This window comes from Mesorhizobium sp. ESP-6-2 (assembly GCF_020164675.1).
Taxonomy (GTDB): Bacteria; Pseudomonadota; Alphaproteobacteria; order Rhizobiales; family Rhizobiaceae; genus Mesorhizobium.
The window spans coordinates 1-16,467 of sequence record NZ_JAIUGT010000008.1 but is presented as its reverse complement, the minus strand read 5'-3'; the positions used below and the strand labels follow the sequence as shown (position 1 = coordinate 16,467).

19 protein-coding genes are annotated in these 16,467 nt (G+C 60.2%); 12 read left to right on the top strand and 7 right to left on the bottom strand.

What is annotated here, in order from left to right; translation table 11 throughout:
• The 6 genes from LB532_RS20560 (at position 1) to LB532_RS20535 (ending at position 5,633) form a co-directional block, all read left to right on the top strand.
• Positions 1–915 (top strand): carbohydrate ABC transporter permease, encoded by a 915-nt coding sequence (locus LB532_RS20560; protein WP_411908887.1) that lies wholly within the window; start codon positions 1–3, stop codon positions 913–915.
• A gap of 29 nt (positions 916–944) precedes the next feature.
• A complete protein-coding gene (locus tag LB532_RS20555; RefSeq protein WP_140643085.1) occupies positions 945–1,805 on the top strand; it encodes a carbohydrate ABC transporter permease in 861 nt (286 codons plus the stop codon).
• A 120-nt stretch (positions 1,806–1,925) separates the two neighbouring features.
• Positions 1,926–3,200, top strand: a complete 1,275-nt coding sequence (locus LB532_RS20550) for an ABC transporter substrate-binding protein (RefSeq protein ID WP_140643049.1) — start codon at positions 1,926–1,928, stop codon at positions 3,198–3,200.
• A 110-nt stretch (positions 3,201–3,310) separates the two neighbouring features.
• Positions 3,311–4,144 carry a phosphodiesterase gene (locus LB532_RS20545; protein ID WP_140643051.1) on the top strand — a complete coding sequence of 278 codons (834 nt, stop codon included), beginning with the start codon at positions 3,311–3,313 and terminating at the stop codon, positions 4,142–4,144.
• Positions 4,141–4,926 (top strand): inositol monophosphatase family protein, encoded by a 786-nt coding sequence (locus tag LB532_RS20540; RefSeq protein ID WP_140643053.1) that lies wholly within the window; start codon positions 4,141–4,143, stop codon positions 4,924–4,926. Before LB532_RS20545 ends, LB532_RS20540 begins: the two co-directional genes overlap by 4 nt.
• A 26-nt stretch (positions 4,927–4,952) precedes the next feature.
• On the top strand, positions 4,953–5,633 hold the full coding sequence (locus LB532_RS20535) for an HAD family hydrolase (protein ID WP_140643055.1): 681 nt from the start codon (positions 4,953–4,955) through the stop codon (positions 5,631–5,633).
• Between the two features lie 282 nt (positions 5,634–5,915).
• On the opposite strand, the gene LB532_RS20530 is transcribed toward LB532_RS20535, so the two are convergent.
• The gene (locus LB532_RS20530) at positions 5,916–7,883 is read right to left on the bottom strand and encodes an AI-2E family transporter (RefSeq protein ID WP_140643057.1); all 1,968 of its coding nucleotides are present in this window, start codon (positions 7,881–7,883) and stop codon (positions 5,916–5,918) included.
• A gap of 617 nt (positions 7,884–8,500) precedes the next feature.
• Between LB532_RS20530 and LB532_RS20525 the strand changes: the two genes are divergently transcribed.
• Together LB532_RS20525 and LB532_RS20520 are read left to right on the top strand one after the other, a co-directional pair.
• On the top strand, positions 8,501–8,716 hold the full coding sequence (locus LB532_RS20525) for a hypothetical protein (protein ID WP_181169516.1): 216 nt from the start codon (positions 8,501–8,503) through the stop codon (positions 8,714–8,716).
• A gap of 92 nt (positions 8,717–8,808) precedes the next feature.
• A complete protein-coding gene (locus LB532_RS20520) occupies positions 8,809–9,108 on the top strand; it encodes a DUF1236 domain-containing protein (RefSeq protein WP_140643061.1) in 300 nt (99 codons plus the stop codon).
• A gap of 467 nt (positions 9,109–9,575) precedes the next feature.
• On the opposite strand, the gene LB532_RS20515 is transcribed toward LB532_RS20520, so the two are convergent.
• From LB532_RS20515 to LB532_RS20500, 4 genes are all read right to left on the bottom strand, one after another.
• On the bottom strand, positions 9,576–9,785 hold the full coding sequence (locus LB532_RS20515; RefSeq protein ID WP_140643063.1) for a hypothetical protein: 210 nt from the start codon (positions 9,783–9,785) through the stop codon (positions 9,576–9,578).
• A gap of 85 nt (positions 9,786–9,870) precedes the next feature.
• Positions 9,871–10,050 (bottom strand): hypothetical protein, encoded by a 180-nt coding sequence (locus LB532_RS20510; protein ID WP_140643065.1) that lies wholly within the window; start codon positions 10,048–10,050, stop codon positions 9,871–9,873.
• A 166-nt stretch (positions 10,051–10,216) separates the two neighbouring features.
• Positions 10,217–11,467 (bottom strand): phospholipase D-like domain-containing protein, encoded by a 1,251-nt coding sequence (locus LB532_RS20505; RefSeq protein WP_224557117.1) that lies wholly within the window; start codon positions 11,465–11,467, stop codon positions 10,217–10,219.
• A 93-nt stretch (positions 11,468–11,560) separates the two neighbouring features.
• Positions 11,561–11,887 carry a low affinity iron permease family protein gene (locus LB532_RS20500; RefSeq protein ID WP_140643087.1) on the bottom strand — a complete coding sequence of 109 codons (327 nt, stop codon included), beginning with the start codon at positions 11,885–11,887 and terminating at the stop codon, positions 11,561–11,563.
• 701 nt (positions 11,888–12,588) lie between these two features.
• Between LB532_RS20500 and rnk the strand changes: the two genes are divergently transcribed.
• Together rnk and LB532_RS20490 are read left to right on the top strand one after the other, a co-directional pair.
• Positions 12,589–13,053, top strand: coding sequence for a nucleoside diphosphate kinase regulator (gene rnk / locus LB532_RS20495; protein WP_140643069.1), 465 nt, complete (start codon positions 12,589–12,591; stop codon positions 13,051–13,053).
• Between the two features lie 160 nt (positions 13,054–13,213).
• Positions 13,214–13,774 carry a nucleoside-diphosphate kinase gene (locus LB532_RS20490; protein WP_140643071.1) on the top strand — a complete coding sequence of 187 codons (561 nt, stop codon included), beginning with the start codon at positions 13,214–13,216 and terminating at the stop codon, positions 13,772–13,774.
• A gap of 7 nt (positions 13,775–13,781) precedes the next feature.
• On the opposite strand, the gene LB532_RS20485 is transcribed toward LB532_RS20490, so the two are convergent.
• Both LB532_RS20485 and LB532_RS20480 read right to left on the bottom strand, forming a co-directional pair.
• On the bottom strand, positions 13,782–14,327 hold the full coding sequence (locus LB532_RS20485; protein WP_140643073.1) for a DUF488 family protein: 546 nt from the start codon (positions 14,325–14,327) through the stop codon (positions 13,782–13,784).
• A 65-nt stretch (positions 14,328–14,392) separates the two neighbouring features.
• A complete protein-coding gene (locus LB532_RS20480) occupies positions 14,393–15,238 on the bottom strand; it encodes a LysR family transcriptional regulator (RefSeq protein WP_140518333.1) in 846 nt (281 codons plus the stop codon).
• A gap of 125 nt (positions 15,239–15,363) precedes the next feature.
• Here LB532_RS20480 and LB532_RS20475 point away from each other — a divergent pair, with 125 nt between their 5' ends.
• Together LB532_RS20475 and LB532_RS20470 are read left to right on the top strand one after the other, a co-directional pair.
• Positions 15,364–16,026 carry a 5-formyltetrahydrofolate cyclo-ligase gene (locus LB532_RS20475; RefSeq protein ID WP_140643075.1) on the top strand — a complete coding sequence of 221 codons (663 nt, stop codon included), beginning with the start codon at positions 15,364–15,366 and terminating at the stop codon, positions 16,024–16,026.
• Positions 16,027–16,126: 100 nt separating this feature from the next.
• On the top strand, positions 16,127–16,467 hold a 341-nt coding region (locus tag LB532_RS20470), incomplete at its 3' end, for a cbb3-type cytochrome c oxidase subunit I (RefSeq protein ID WP_224557162.1).

The following is a 16,467-nucleotide window of genomic DNA, read 5'->3' as shown; positions in this document are numbered from 1 at the left end:
CTGACCGCGGTACCCGCTCCGCCCGCCCGGCCCGGTGCCCGGCAGGCCCTCATCGAGAGGCTGGTCGCCGGCGGCTTCGCGCTGCCTGCCCTGCTTTTGCTGGTGCTGACGATCCTCGTGCCGCTCGGCGTGCTCGGTTATCTCAGTTTCACCGACTACGAGCTCGGCGAGGTCGATGTCCATTATGTCGGCCTGCAAAACATCACCGACGCGCTGACCGATCCGGAATTCCGCCGCGCACTCAAGAACACGCTCGTCTACGTCGCGATCGTCCTGCCCGGCTCGGTGATCCTGTCGCTGCTCGTCGCCGTCCTCGTTCACCGCCGCAAGCGCACCCGCTCGCTCTACGAAATCATCTACTTCCTGCCTGTGACCTCGACCTTCATCGCCATGGCGACGGTGTGGCAGTTCCTGCTGCACCCCAGCCTCGGCCCGGTGAGCGCGGTGCTGCGCTGGCTCGGCATCGGCGAGGTCGCCTTCCTGAGCAATCCCTCGCTGGCGCTGCCGACGCTTGCCGTGATCGGCATCTGGCAACTGGTCGGCTTCAACATGATCCTGTTTCTGGCCGGCCTCTCGACCATTCCCAAGGACCTCTACGAAGCCGCCGAGATCGACGGCTGCGGCGGCGAAATCGACCGCTTCCTGACGATCACGTGGCCGCTGCTGGGACCGACGACCATGTTCGTCATCGTCACCAGTTCGATTACCGCCTTCAAGGTGTTCGACACGGTGGCGGTGCTGACCCATGGCGGTCCGGTGGGATCGACCGAGGTCCTGCTCTACAAAGTCTACCTCGAAGGCTTCCAGTACTTCCGCATGGCGTATGCCTCGGTTCTCACCTTCATCTTCCTCATTTTCATTCTGGTCTTCTCGATCCTCCAGACCGTCGTCATGGACCGCAGGGTGCATTACTGATGACCGACACAACCATCACTGCTCCCGCGATGGCGGGCACAACAACCACACCGGCTGGCTCCGCCGGCCGGCGCTTCGCCTCTCTGTTCATCACTCACGGCATCCTGATCACCGGCGCGGCGTTCATTCTCCTGCCTTTCCTGTGGATGCTGGTGACCTCGATCAAGCCGCCGGAAGAGGTGTTCAACGCCCAGCTCAGGATCTGGCCGAAACATTTCTACGGCTTCGAGAATTATGCGATGGCGCTGACCAGTGCGCCGCTGCTGCGCTTCGCGCTCAACGGCATCATAGTGTGCGGTGGCATCCTGCTCATCCAGCTTCTGGTCGCCATCCCATGCGCCTACGCGCTGGCCAAGCTGGAGTTCCCGGGCCGCAACCTGCTTTTCGTCCTCGTCCTGCTCGGCCTATGCGTGCCCGAACAGGTGCCGGCGCTGCCGATCTACATCGCGCTGGCGAAAATGGACCTGCTGAATACCTATTTCGCCATGATGGTGCCCTTCTTCCTCTCAGTCTTCGCGATCTTCCTGTTCAGGCAGTTTTTCCGTTCCTTCCCCGACGACATCATTCATGCCGCGCGGCTCGACGGGATGAGCGAGTTCGAGATCGTGTGGCGCATCGTCACGCCCAGCGCCATGCCGGCGATCGCCGCCTTCGCGGTGTTCTCCTTCGTCGCGCACTGGAACGACCTCTACTGGCCGCTAATCGTCATCTCCGACGTCAACCTGGCACCGCCGCCGCTCGGCATGATGTTCTTCTCGGACGCCGAAGCCGGCACCAATTACGGCGCACTGACGGCCGCCGCGACCATCCTGACCGCACCTCTGCTGCTCGCGTTCCTGTTCGCACGCCGCCGCTTCATCGAGGGCGTCACGATGACCGGCGTGAAATAAAACTGACAACTGGCGCGGCTAGAAGCCCGGTCGCGCCGTTCCCCCACACCTTTCGCGGGGCAAGGCGGCATCATCGCCTCAAGAGCATCGGGCAAATCGCATAACCGGAGGAAAGCCTTAATGAAATTCCTGTCAAAAATCATCGCGGCCTCGGCCGTATTGCTGGGAGCGGCGTCGACAGCGCTGGCCCAGTCCCCCGTGACGCTCGACGTCTACTACGCATTCCCGGCCTTCGCGAAGTTCCATGAGCCGCTGGCCGCGGAATTCATGAAGGAACATCCCGACATCAAGATCCAGTTCCGCGCACCGGCGGCCAGCTACGACGAAGGCCACCAGGCCATGCTGCGGGCCTCCATCACCAACAACCTGCCCGACGTCTATTATTCGGGCTATCACGTCCTGCATGAACTGGTCGGCAAGCTGAAGGCGCGCAACCAGATCTTGGACCTCGGCACGATGATGGACGCCGAGTCGAAGGAATGGCGCGACGCCAACTACGCCGACAACATTCTCGACCTCGGCCGGGTGGACGGCAAGCTCTACGGACTGGCCTTCAACGCTTCCATGCCGATCATGTTCTACAATGCCGACCTGGTTAAAAAGGCCGGGGGTGATCCCGACAACATGCCCGCCGACTGGCCGGGCATCATGGAACTCGCCAAAAAGATCAAGGCTACCGGTTCCGGCATCGCTGGCCTCGCCTACAATATTCATGACTGGCCCGACGAATGGCTTTGGGACGCCATGTTGATGCAGGGCGGCGGCGAGCTGACCAAGGACGGCAAAGTGGCCTTCGGCGACGAGCACGGCCTGAAGGCGCTGGAATATTTCCGCAGCTTCGTCACCGATGCCGGCATGCCGTTGATCGACTGGGATCAGTCGCGCCAGGCCTTTATCGCCGGCCAGATTGGCATCTTCTTCGATACGCCTGCCCGTCTCAGCCAGGATACCGAACTGATCGGCGATCGATTCAAGCTGCGTACCGCGGTCTTCCCGGTCGACGACAAGGAAAAGGGTGGCCTGCCCACAGGCGGCAACGCGGCGGTGATCACGGCCTCCGACCCGGCCAAGCAGAAGGCGGCCTGGGAATTCCTTAAATTCGTCACCGGCCCCAAGGCGCAGGAGCAGGTCGTCAAGATGAGCGGTTACCTCCCGACCAACAAGGCCGCCACCGGGACCGACTATCTCGGCCCGTTCTACGAAGCGAACCCGAATTACGCCACCGTTGCCAAGCAGATGGCACTGTCGCGCCCGTGGCCGGGCTATTCGGCGGGCAACACGGTCCGCATCTGGCGCACACAGCGCGAGATCATCAGCAAGGTCATGAGCGGCGACGTATCGATCAAGGACGGGCTCAACAGCCTCGTCTCCGAAACACAGGCACTCATGAAATAAATCGCCATGCACGCGCGCCGGCCGGCTTCGGCTGGCGCGCCTGTTTTAAGGTGGCGCCGATGTGGCGCCCTTCTTGTGTCAGCCCTCCCTTCACACTGCCGGACCTCCCGATGCTCATTGCACAGATCAGCGATTTTCATATCCGACCCGACGGCCAGATGGCCTATGAGGGTCTCGAGACCAACACCATGACTCGTCGCGCCATCGCGACCGTCGCCGCGCTCGATCCGGCGCCCGATTGCGTCCTCGTCACCGGCGATCTCGCCGATTGCGGTCGCCCGGAAGAGTATGCGCTGGTCGCCGACATGCTGTCGGCCCTGCCCATGCCCGTCTTCGTCATCCCTGGCAACCACGACCGGCGTGAGACAATGCGCGAGGTGATGGCGCCGAAATTCCCCTATCTGAGCCAGTCGCCGGATTTCCTGCATTATACGATCGAGGACCTTCCGGTCCGCCTCATCGGGCTGGACACGGTGCAGCCGGGCGAGGACGGTGGTGCGATCTGCGAGCGGCGCGAAGCCTGGCTCGGTGAGCGTCTCGCCGAGGGCCACGGCCGCCCGACCTTCGTCTTCATGCACCATCCGCCCTTTCCCGTCGGCGCGCACGGCATGGACATCATGATGTGCGTCGTCGGCGACGGCTTCCGCGACATGATCAGGTCCCACGCCGAAATCGAGCGTGTGGCCTGCGGGCACTATCACCGGCCCATCACCACGCGCTTTGCCGGCACGGTCGGCTTCGTCGCGCCGGGCGTCGCGCACCAGGTCGCGCTCGATCTTCGTCCGGGTGAGCCCAATCGCTTCATCTTCGAACCGCCGGCTTTCGCCCTGCACGCCTGGTCGCCGCAGACCGGTGTCGTTTCGCACGTCGTCCCGATCGGCAATTTCGGCCCCGCCCGCGATTTCATCACCGATGTCGACTACCCCGGGAAAAACGAGACATGAGCGACTACCACCAAATCCTGAAAGACGCCGATGCCATCGCACGCAGGGCAGCCGCGACGTTGATGTCGATGCGCGAGGAGCGCCTCGACGTCACGCGCAAGGAAGGGCTGGACATTGTAACCGCCGCCGACCTCGCTTCGGAACGCATTGTCATCGACGGGCTGCGCGCGCTTACACCGCAAGCTTGCATCCTGTCGGAAGAAGCCGGCACGACGGGAACCTTGGGCGAAAGCCGCTGGATCGTCGACCCGCTCGACGGCACGATAAACTACGCGTCCGGCCTGCCGTGGTTCTCCGTCACCATGGCCTATCAGGAGCAGCGTGCGACGAAGGTCGGCCTGACCGTCGCGCCCGCCGCCGGCTTCGAGGCGCACTACACCAGCGACGGCATCGCGACCGTCAACGGCAAGACGGCCAAGGTGTCGACAACTGCAAGACTGGCCGATGCGGTCATTGCCGTGGTGCTGACGTCGCACTTTTCAGCCGAGGAGGTGGCGCGCACCGCAGAGATCGTGCGGCGGCTCGGCGTCGGCGCGCGTGGCGTGCGCGTCATCGTCTCAGGGGCCTTTGAATATTCGATGGCCGCCGCCGGCCAGCTTGATGCGGCGGTTTCGATCAAGGCCGACGTCGTGTCATACGCGGCTGCCATGCCGCTGCTACGCGCAGCAGGAGGCAAGGTCACCACGCTTTCAGGTGCCGACTCCACAGACGAGGACACGCAGAAGGTCGGCTCGAACGGGCTCATTCACGACGAACTTCTTGAAGCGCTACGCGGCCTGTGACACCTGGCGCGCAAACCGGAGCGAGCATGCAAGACGGATTGATCATATTTGACTGCGACGGCGTGCTGGTCGACAGCGAACCGCTGGCGGCGCTTGCCTACCGGCGGGTCTATTCGAAACACGGCATGGAACTCGACCCGCAGGCGGTCCTGCAATGCGTCGGCATGAAGCAGACCGATATCCTGGAGCGCATCAGGCTCACGACCGGCCATCGTCTTGAGGAGCATCAGACCACGGATTTGTGGGACGAGGTGAAAGCGCTCTTCACCGAAAGTCTGCAGCCGATGGCGGGCCTGAAGCCCTTCCTTGAACGGCTGTCCAATTCCCGCTGCGTCGCCTCATCCTCCTCGCTGGAGCGGATACATCACAGCCTTTCGGTCACGGGGCTCGCGAAATTCTTCGGCGAGAACATATTCTCATCGTCAATGGTCGCGCGCGGGAAGCCCGCCCCCGACATCTTCCTGTTCGCCGCGGATCGGATGAGCATCGAGCCGAAGCGCTGTGCGGTTATCGAGGACTCGCCCTTCGGCGTGCAGGGCGCAATCGCCGCCGGCATGACGGCGATCGGCTTCATCGGTGGCGGCCACACCTATCCGGGGCATGCCGAGAAACTGCGCTTGGCCGGCGCCCGGACCATCTGCGCCGACTGGGACGAAGTCGCGCGCGAACTCGTTTCTCTGGAGCTGATCGCGCCCGTCTCCGTTTAGATTTCAGGCCCAGCGAAAGCCGGGCAGCAGATAATCTGGCACCGCCCTTCCTGCTCGAACACCGTCGAAAGCGCCGCGTCGTCGAATGTAACAGATGGGCCGGAACAAGAGCTGTTCAGAATCTTGCGCTAAGGTCGAACGGAGAGCAAACACCCGGATGTTCGCTGTGGATACGCGCTTGCCAGCGAACTTTCGAAACTACCTGCCGGTGCCAGAGGTACCGCTCACACGATCATTGCCAGGTAGCCGAAGTTGGTCCAAAAGAGGCCGTGCCGTTGACGATCACCGCACCGGCTGAGCCAACGAATCGTCCAATTGCACCGTCGCCGCCACGCCCTGACGAACGCGAGGCCGCCTTAGATTTCTCTGCTTTCTCTTTTTCACTTGACGCGGTTCTTCGTTTGAAAGCGCACCCGTCACGCAGTCGACCACGTTGAAAGCAACAAAGTCCGCTTCCAATTGCTCGGCGAGGCCCGCCGCATCCTCCCTGGGCTTGTCATGGGTATCGTGCCAGAGCGCGATTCCGATGCGTGCACGCGGTGCGAGTCGCCTCAAGCGCCTCACGACGAACACCGCGTGTTTGAATGAATCGCGGTTGAGGAAGCCCACGACGACTGCGTCGCGAGCTTCAAGCGGAAGTTTCCGGATCCGCGCGGGGAGGAGGTCACGGTGGCTCGCGGCCACGCAATCCGCACCCTCGATCGAAATGACCTGTGCGAGCATCGCAGCGGCCACATCGTCGAGGTCTCCGCGCCCGCCGATACACAGCACTGACTTCCCAGCACCATCCGGGAGATCAGGCGCAAACTCGGCTTGATCCTCATCCTCTTCGCCCGGATCTGCGCTCGCGCCTTCTTTTTCCGCGTGCTCGTCTTCTTCCTCTTCTTCTTCCTCCGCGGCGATCTCGTTGAGGTTGGCCACCAGGGTGCGGGCGTTTTCGGCAAGGTTCGCCAACTGAGTTGCCGTCAGGGCGCCCCGGGCCCGGTCCTGTTCACCAAGCAGCAACGCCGGAATTGCCACCGTGCTGTGGAACTCGATCAGGTATTTCTCCTCGAGCATTTCTTCCGCGTTGTCGGTGGCTTCGTCGATATCGTCAGCAAGAAGCCGCTGGTACAGACGCTCCTTCGGGTCAAGTACCGGCTCATCGCCAAACAGGATCTGCAGGAATTCGAACTGGGGCACGTGCCGTCCAAGCACGACAAGGCAGACGGTCAACGGCGTCGACAGCACCAAGCCGACCGGGCCCCATAGCCAGGCCCAGAAAACGGCGGCTACGATGATCGCCAGCGGCGAGAGGCCCGTGTGCGAGCCGTAAAGCCATGGCTCGACGACGTTGCTGATTACAAGCTCTGCCAAGATGAAGAGAGCGCCAGTCCATACCAGTAAGCTCCAGCCGGGAGCCACTGCGAAGGCAAGAAACAAAGGTATCACCGCCGCGATAACCGGACCGATAAAGGGTACGAACCGCAAGACAACGGCCAACATGCCCCATAGCAGGGCATTGGGAATGCCAAGAAACCAAAGACCTATTGCAAGGGGGACGCCGTAGACGATGTTCACGACCAATTGCATGAGCAGATATTGTCCAACGCGACTGCCTGCATCCTGCAATGCCTGGGTCGTGCGATGGAGATCGCTGTAGCCCACAAGGCGAATGAATCGATCCCGCAATTCTTCGCGCTCGAGCAGCATGAAAATCACCACGATGATGACAAGGCCGGTCGTGGCGAGTGGTCCGATCAGCGGCTCGATGATGTTCCTCAGCGTCTCTATCGGACGCTGGGGCGAGAATATCTGAACCAGAAGCGGATCCTGCTGCTTCGTGGTTTGCTCCACATCTGCTTGCCCGTTGGGTTGGGATTTGTTTATTTCAGTGTTGACGCGTTCGAATACCTTGCCGAGCCGGCTGATAAGGCCGTCTTCGGATCCCGTCTCTTTCAAGGTCCGAATCTTCTCGAGGATGTTGGATTGGTATGTCGGAATGTCCTGCGCGACCTGGCTCACCTGCGTGGCAACGATCAGGCTGAACAGCGACACGAGGACGAAGGCCGATGCAACCGCGCCAAGCACAGCGATCATTCGCGGCAGCTTCAACTTTCGGAGCAAAGAAACAATCGGCGCCAATGCAAATGTGAGAAGGACCGCTATTGCCAATGGCAGCAGGACCTCCTTGGCGACGTAAAGGATGGCGACGGTAGCAATCATCGCCACGACGGTTGCCAACTTCGATGTCATGAAAGCAGGGGGCATGATGGGACCTATCTGCAATCTCGCGATCTAGAGGACGACCATGGCCTAACCGCGCAAAGCGTGCGCTAGTCCATATACTGGCACCTCCTCAGCTTCTGGCCAATGACCTGGTTCGCTACACCGCATGTGTGATGATCTCGAACTTTTTCAGGGCATGTAGCCCAAAGGTGTGGATCATCGGAACATCCGCGGCGTCCCTCGCAGGCCCTGCGCGAACTGGCGCGAAGAGCCTATCGCGACTGGGACATCAGTAGCGACGCGCGATCATATGCTGGCGTAGTTGTTCGTTCATATTCCGTGGCTCAGTACATGGTAAATGGCGGGGACTAACATCAACCATCCCCCCATCCCCAGAATCACCAAAATAGCCACGCGCTCGGTCCGCCTTACGAGGGCGGCAATGTTTTCCTCATTCATCAAAGAAACAGCGCTCAGTAGCCCAGGCGCATGATCATCGTGGTCATTTGGCGGTTGGTTTGCGTTGCCACTCCCCGTCGTTCCCTGGATCGGTGTCATTGTCTTTTGCTCATCAAACAGACTGAAAATAGAGGACCCGCCAGCCACCGAGGCGACTTGCGGGTCCTATCAGCACAGGAAGGGAACGCAGCTGTGCCGACATGTCAGCCAAGGAATATGCCCATCACCAAAAATCCGACGGCTATCGCGAAAATTGGCGCGAGCAACCAACGCGCTTGGCCAATGCTTTTATCCATCTGCTTTCTTCCGAATTTGGGGAAGCAACTACCCTGGCCCTAAGCCGTTCCGCCCAGTCTCAAGAGGTAAGACCATTGCGTTTTGTGATCGGCCTTTGGTCTGGTCAGGGTTCAGACTGAAGCCCGCTAGAGGAACGTTGGGCCTGCCGACGTGTTCAGGTGGCTGGCGCGCAGAAGATTTGTGCTGTCGCCGGAACAACAGGAGAAAAACCATGAGGATACACCTTACCAGCACCGCAGCGGCGCTATTGCTTTTGGCCGGCGGCGGCGCAGTTGCGGCACAGGATGTTGTCATCACACCGGAACAGGACACCGTCGTGCGCGAATACGTGAAGAAGCAACCGCTGGCTTCCGTGAACCTTCTCGGACTTGAGCTGAATGTCGGCACGGCTCTGCCGGACACGGTCGAGCTTCGTGAAGTTCCGAATGTCAAATACCAATATGTGGTGGTCGACAACCGCACGGTTTTGGTGGACCCGAGCACCCGCAAGATCGTCAAGGTCTACGACTGAATCCTCGAACGAAACCTACAACCCGGCGCCACCTTGGCGGCGGGTTGTGTATGTCAAATCGCCATTCAACCGGACAAATGAAATCGTGAACTCCTGAAGCCGAGACGGTCGAAAACCCTCGTGGCGCGCCTGGTCGATCTCTAGAAACTCGCTCAACTCGACTTGGCACAGGTACTTACTTCCTGGTGATCCAATCCAGCAAGCCAACTTCGACCTGATCGCACCGGCGTATTCGGGAGCCAGATCGCGTCATTGATACTCGGGCACGTTCGTTCCCAGGACCAAATCTCTGAACGCTGCGCGGAGGACATCGGCATCGAACGCTGAAACAGCAAAGGGAGCCGGGTCTGCATGTTCCCAAGCTCGGGCGGCGTCATCGCTTTGGCCGAAAAAAGACGTAGGCGAAATGCGGGAGAGACGCGCTTAAACGCAAAAATGGGGCAGGCGGTAAGTTTCCATGACTTTGGTTAACGGCCCAGCGGCTGCTTCGATAGCGAAATCAACTCGGCCTCGTCGACCACACCTGCCATGTAATTTGCAATGATCCGGGAGGCAATCGAGTCGCGCTCATCAGGCGATGGGTTGTGTAGCTTAAGCTCGTCGAAAACCCGCCCAAGCAGTGCCAACTCGGATTCATCGAAAATACCGGCCTCGGCCGCCTTTCGTTGAATTGGCATGATTTTCTCCAGGAGTTCAACCGCGAAAACATGCAGCAGGACCTCCGGTCGCGCAAGGGCTCACGGGCCGCGATCCTGGCCGACATCAAAATGGCCGGCGCTGGTTTTTTAGAAACAGGGCTTCGCGCAGCAGCGAGTTCCAGTCTGTCCCGATGAGCTTGATCAGATCCAGTGCATCCTCTTCGGGAATGCCGACCTCGTTTGCGAGCCGTCGGGCGAGCAATTGCTGATTCTCCCTCTTGTGCCCATCGCTATCCTTTTGCATCGGATCGATCCTCCTTCGCATCCAAACTAGCCAACTGGCCCTTCGTTTCTCGGACAAGAAAAAAGGCCGCCACTGAGAAGCAGGGACGGGCTTGAGGGAGCCGGCCAGCGAAGGACGATGACAGGCGCGGATACCCGTTTGCGGGCACTTGCCCACCAAGAGGGTTCTAAAGTTGCGAGTGTAACCGGCTGGCCAGCCAGTCCGTTACTTTTTCGGTCAGGGGACGCGCTTCCCATTCGCTCAAACTGATCTGCCTGGATCGCGCAAGATCCTGGTTGAACAGGTCGATCTGCGTTTTGGCAAAATCCTGGCCGTAGACGTTTAGCGTGGCTTCATCGTTCAGGCGCAAAGAGCGCTCGTCCAGGTTGGCAGAGCCAAAGCTCGTCCAGACGTCGTCAATGATTAGGAGTTTGGGATGATACATCGTTGGCTGGAACTCGAAGATCCGGACCCCAGCTTTGAGCAGGTCGCCCCAGAAGTACCGCGAGCCCTTTCGGACCAGGGGCACATCCGTCAGCCAATTGGGCACGATTACATCGACTTCTACCCCTCGCTTCCTGGCGTCCAATATCTGCTGCAGGGCAATATCGTCGGGCACGAAATAGGCCATTCCGATGCGAAGATGCTCCTTGGCGGCGGCTACCGCGGCCAGCATCATCAGTTCCATGTTCCCCGAGCCATTTGGCTGTGAGGATAAGATCAACTGAACTCTAAGCGCCCCCGCAGGTTCGGAGGGTGGATAGAACTTCTGACCCTGCAATGTCTCCCCCGCCGTTTCCAACCAGTTTTCCGCAAATGCCGCCTGGAAGGCAGACACTGCGGGTCCTTTGACTTGGTAGTGCGTGTCGCGCCACTCATCTGGGTTGCGGGCGTTCCCAAGCCAGTTGTCGGCAATACCGACGCCGCCGGTGAACGCGACCAGTCCGTCAACGATGAGCAGCTTGCGATGGGTTCGGTTGTTTATACGATCCAACGTATACCAATGGATAGGTCTATAGCGCTGAAACCGCACGCCGGCGCTTGTCATGATCTCGATCAGGTCTTCATCGAACGGCAGGCTGCCGACCCAGTCAACGAGCACACGGACTTCGACACCGTCTCGGGCTTTGGCGGCCAAGGCGGTCGCGAATTCATAACCGACGACGCCCGACCAATAGATATAGGTCTCGAAATCGATTGTAGAGCGAGCCGCATGGATCGCCTGCAGCATTGAAGGAAAGATCTCATCTCCGTTGACAAGGGTTTGTACCGAGTTTGAATCGAACAGCTGTCCTTGCGAATAACTGCTCATGCTCCTTACAAATTCGGGATCCGACGCGTCGAAACGGTGCGGGACAAGCGTTCGCAAGATGCGTGGCTCTGGTGCCAAGTTTATGCTGAGCAACGTGATCAGGCTGGCGAGAACGGCAACGGCCACGTATTTGAGGCTCTTAAGCAGCCTTCGCAGGTTCAGGCCAAACCTCACTGTGTGCGCGCCCGCCCGTGGCGCCACGGGGACGAATGGTACATCTCAATCGCCCTGCTGCTTACGATTGCGATGCTTTTCGATTTCCTCGGGTTCTTCATCATCGATTCTGGTGATGTTTGATGCCGAGCTATTCGTTCGCAACATCTCATCCAGCTTGGCATGGATAGCCTGCGTGTCGCGATGCTCTGCGCGTTGAATGAACAGTGTCATGGCCCAGGTGAATAGGGTCGCCGCGCCGTGCCAGTTCAAACTCTCCCTGTCGAGAAATAGCCAAAGGGCCGCGTAAGCCAGCAGCACCAGGAATGCTGCCGGCCGCGAGGTCAACGTGCCAATTGAGGTGAGCACGCTCGTGATCGGGCGATTTGCCATCATCAAGAACTTTCGACTGCAACGCAGGTTCCCGTCGTGCCAAGCTCTGCAACGCATGCCGGCGGAGCGCCAAGCAGTGGTGGTAGCGAATGTTCCATTCCAAGCAGCGTAGATAGACGGCTTCGATTGGGGCCGGAGGTGCTCGTCAATGGCGACCGAACGGAGGGTTCTCCGTCGGGAGGCTGGCGCGATACAAAACCGCTGGTTCTGCTTGTTCCGTTCAATCAGGAAACGTGGCCCCCCATCGTCCTCCTTCCTGACCTGATCAGCGATTGTCTGGTCCATTGCCATGTAGTTAGTCCGGGCTAAGCAGGCTTTGCATACTGTTCCAAGAAGGCGGGGCCATGGTGCAGGGCGAACCCAATGAGGTTCAGGTAAAGGCTACCGACGGTATATGGGCCGTACCCGCCGAGGTGGCTGACTTGACTTCCCAGATCGCTTCACCAACTATGATCCTATGAACGCCGCAGTCAGAATTCGTCGCGATTTTCTTTTCCGGGTTTGCCCCATAGCGGGAATGTAGCCCCCGGCTCGGCTGCCATGCGCACCCCGAGCCGAGGGGCGGTGCGTTTACCCACATGGGATGGTTCCGCAGGCCTCAAGCCTCCGGAGCATCGGCGTTCCATCAAGATTTTCACGAATTGGCTCGATTCCGGCATCCTCCATGGGCGGCTGGTCCGAGCGGAAGCACGAGTATTCAAATGCAAGACAAAACGAAAACCCGGCGCAAGCCGAACATCCGCATCTCACAGTCAGACCATGCGCGTCTGTCGGCGGTTGCGAGCACCGTGGCCACGCGCAATCCGGAGGCCTCCGATGAACTGCTCGCCGAACTCGAGCGGGCACGTATCGTCGCCGACGGTTGGGTCTCCGCCGGCACCGTCCAGATGGGTTCGACGGTGACATTCAAGCCCGATACCGGCAATGCCAAAACAGTCACGCTGGTTTTTCCTGGCGACGCGGATATCGCCGAAGGCAAGGTTTCGGTTCTCACGCCGATCGGCACCGCCCTGATCGGCCTCTCGGCCGGACAGTCGATCATGTGGACCGCGCGCGATGGGCGCCGGCACGAACTGTCGGTGCTTGCCGTAGGCCAACCCGCTGCGGAAAGCGATGCAGTCGATCGGCGCGCACCGGCGTCTTCGGCGATCCCGGCAGACGCCTAGACATGGGCGTTTCCATCCGTCTCCTCAATCACGCAGGCAGCCTGATCGCGGGAGTGTGACCCCTGCGCCGGCCTGTCCTGGTCCGGCACAGGGGTAGCTTCCATATCCGATCAAATGCTTGACGCCGGATCCTTTCACGGGTCCGTCTTGGAGACGCACCATGCCCACTAGCGATAGCTGCCAACTGACCACCAAGGACTACACGATTCTTGAAGTGATGCAGGAGCGCCATCCCCGCGGCGATGCCTTGTCCGTTGTCCTTCAACGGAAGATTTCGAGCGCAATTGTGATGTTTCGAGAAGACATTCCGCCAACGGTCGTGACGCTCAGCACCCGAGTGACCTATCGTGTAAACGACGGCGCTGCCGAGACCCGCATCGTCGCACATGACGAGATGCGCGGCCTGGTTGGCATGCTTTTGCCGATGACCAACCCGCGCGGCCTGGCGCTGCTTGGTCTGGCCGAAGGTCGGTCCATGTCCATTCCGACCGCGCAGGGCGGCCATGAAACGCTGACTGTGCATGAAGTGGTCTACCAGCCGGAAGCGGCAAGGCGGGAGAGATTGAAGCCGACGGGGGGTGCAGCGCCGGACCCGTGGCGACCGAACGGACCGGTTTTGCGCGTCGTCCATCACTCTGACGAGGCACAACCCGAAGCGGAAAACAGGGTCATGGCGGCTTTCAACGACGGGTTCGATGACCCGGGGCCGTCGGCCGCCTGAGCCTCGACTATCCAAAACGCTGTGAAGGCGGGTAGACAAGCGTTCCGTCGAGCCTTGCCTCCACACCGTCGGTGAGCTTCGCCGGCTCGACCTTGTCATGGCTCATCAGATGAAAAACGGACTCGCCACGACTGATCAGATAGTCGGCGACGATTCTTCTGTGGCAACGCCACCAAAGCGTTTCCGAGCACATGATGGCGCACCGCTGCTGCCTGCCAAGTGACACAAGCCGCTCCAAACCGCCATGAAACTCCGCTGACAGCGCGTAGTCGGCGTAGTTGTGAAAACTCTGGTTGAGCCAGAATGCGTTGAGCGTCGGTGGAATGTCGTGCGCCTTGCCGCGCAGGCCGCCAAGCTCGGCAATATGCTCATATCCGATCGCGAAATCCGCAAGGCTGTCCGGCAGCGTTTCGCCGTTGAATTGCGGGTTAGTCCGCGATCGCCGGATGGTCCTTATGTCGACCACCAGGGTAATCGCGCAACCCCGCAACAGGGCGACGAATTCGGCGATCGACCGGGTCGAGTGACCGATGGTGTGGAACGGATAAGGCATATTCGATCAATCCATGGCGATGGATTTCTTTCCGGCCGCATGATCAGTGAGTTGGAAGAACGCTATCATTTCACCACCTGCTTCAGTCCACGTAGCGCCTCCTGTACGTCGGTTCGCGACGCGCTTGCATCCGGATAGACTGCATAGGCCGGATAGGTGAATTCCGGCGCGCCCTCCACGACCTCCAGCTGCCCGGCTTCGATATGGGGCGCTGCCGCGCCCCTCCGGAAATAGCCCATTCCGCCGGCGCGCAGAATGTAGCTCAGCCCAAGCGGACCAAGGCCGACCATCAATCCCGGCTCACCGAAGGCAGAGGAACTGGCACCATGCTGGGCCGCAAACAGCGGCCCCCAATCGACATAGACATAGTCCCTTGAGGCGTCCAACTCCGAGTCTCTGTCCGTGCTCCGAACCAGGACGAGCTGCTCCTCCACGAGAAGCTCTACCCTGAAACCCGGCAGCAGCTTCGGCGCATAGAGGACCGCGATATCCAGAACGCCAGTCCTGAGCTGCTCGAGGAGCTGGTCCGGCACGCCGACCTGGGCTTGGATGGCGATTTCCGGCCTGGCCTTCTTCATCCAGACCAGCCAATCGAGCAGCAGCGGGTTCCACAGACTGAGCTCTCCGCCCAGGGCAACGACGCTTGTCCGTCCCGATGGGATGGCGAGCTGGTGGCGTGCTCGTTCCCAGATTTGCACGAATGATTGCGCGAACCGCTCGAACTCCCGGCCCGCCTGCGTCAACTGCGCACCATTGCGGTTGCGGACAAAGAGCTGACGTCCGAGCTCTTCCTCCAGCGTGCGTATCCGCGCGCTGACAGTGGTCTGGGTGACGTGGAGTCGGTCGGCAGCTCTCAGAAAGCTGCCGGAATGGACGATTTCCAAAAACGTGCGCGCGCGGTCGATGTCCATGCTGGTTCCCGGATTAGTGCAATAATCTTGCATCAATACAGCATTTAATTCCGTTTGCCTTCCTGTTTTACGCAGCGCAACGTCCAGGCAGGCGGGTCTCCGCTGCAACGGATATGGAGCGTGCAATGTCTGATCAGGAGGATGTTTACCCGGAGACGAGAGAATACGCCTCTCCGCCATGCTTCATGCATGAGCTGGTCCCCGGGTACGGCACTGAGCCGGCCGTTCAGGACGCATGGCCCGATGTCTGCCGATGGCGCAAGGCGGAACGCAAGCGTCTAATCGATGAGCGTCTCGCCATTGACGCCGAGGAACGCAATGCGAGGTCTTTACGCATCGCTTCCGTTCTCGACCTAGCTGTCGGTCGGGTGAGCGGGCGGATCGTCAGCGGCTATTGGCCATTCCGCGGTGAGCCCGATCTCCGCAACTGGGCGATAAACGTGATCGAGCGCGGCGGGCGGATTGCGCTTCCAGTCGTCATCAAGAAAGGCTGGCCGCTGGAGTTTCGCATCTGGCGGCCGGGAGACCCGCTCGAACGCGGAGTCTGGAATATTCTTGTCCCCTCTCATGGACCTGCCGTCCAACCGGATGTGGTCATCGCGCCCGTTGTCGGTTTCGACGAGGCTAATTATCGCCTGGGTTATGGCGGCGGCTTCTTCGACCGGACCCTGGCCGCGGCGCCCAGGCGGCCTCTCGTCGTCGGCGTCGGTTACGCCCGCAGCAGGATCCGAACCATCTATCCGCAGCCGCACGACATTCCGATGGATGCGATCGTCACGGATGAATGAAGAGCGCAGGCAAGACCTGGCCCCGTGTGATGGCGGATCGCAGGTGCCGTCCATCGTTGAGTCCGTCTGCCTGCCGGCAGTGAAGAGCAGGAAGCATATCATGTCCAATCCAGCCACGATCTTGGATGATCACAAGCCCCGGTTTCTCGTCCGATGGCTGTTCTCGACCAATCACAAGGATATCGGGACGCTTTACCTGCTGTTCTCGATCATGGCAGGCGTCTTCGGTACGGCGCTTTCCGTGTTGATCCGCATGGAGTTGCAGGAACCGGATTTGCAGATATTTGGCGATCCGGGCGTCTACAATGTCGTCGTCAGCGCCCATGGGCTGGTCATGATCTTTTTCGTGCTCATGCCGGCGCTGATTGGTGGCTTCGGCAACTGGATGGTGCCGATCATGATTGGCGCACCCGACATGGCTTTCCCCCGCTTGAACAACAT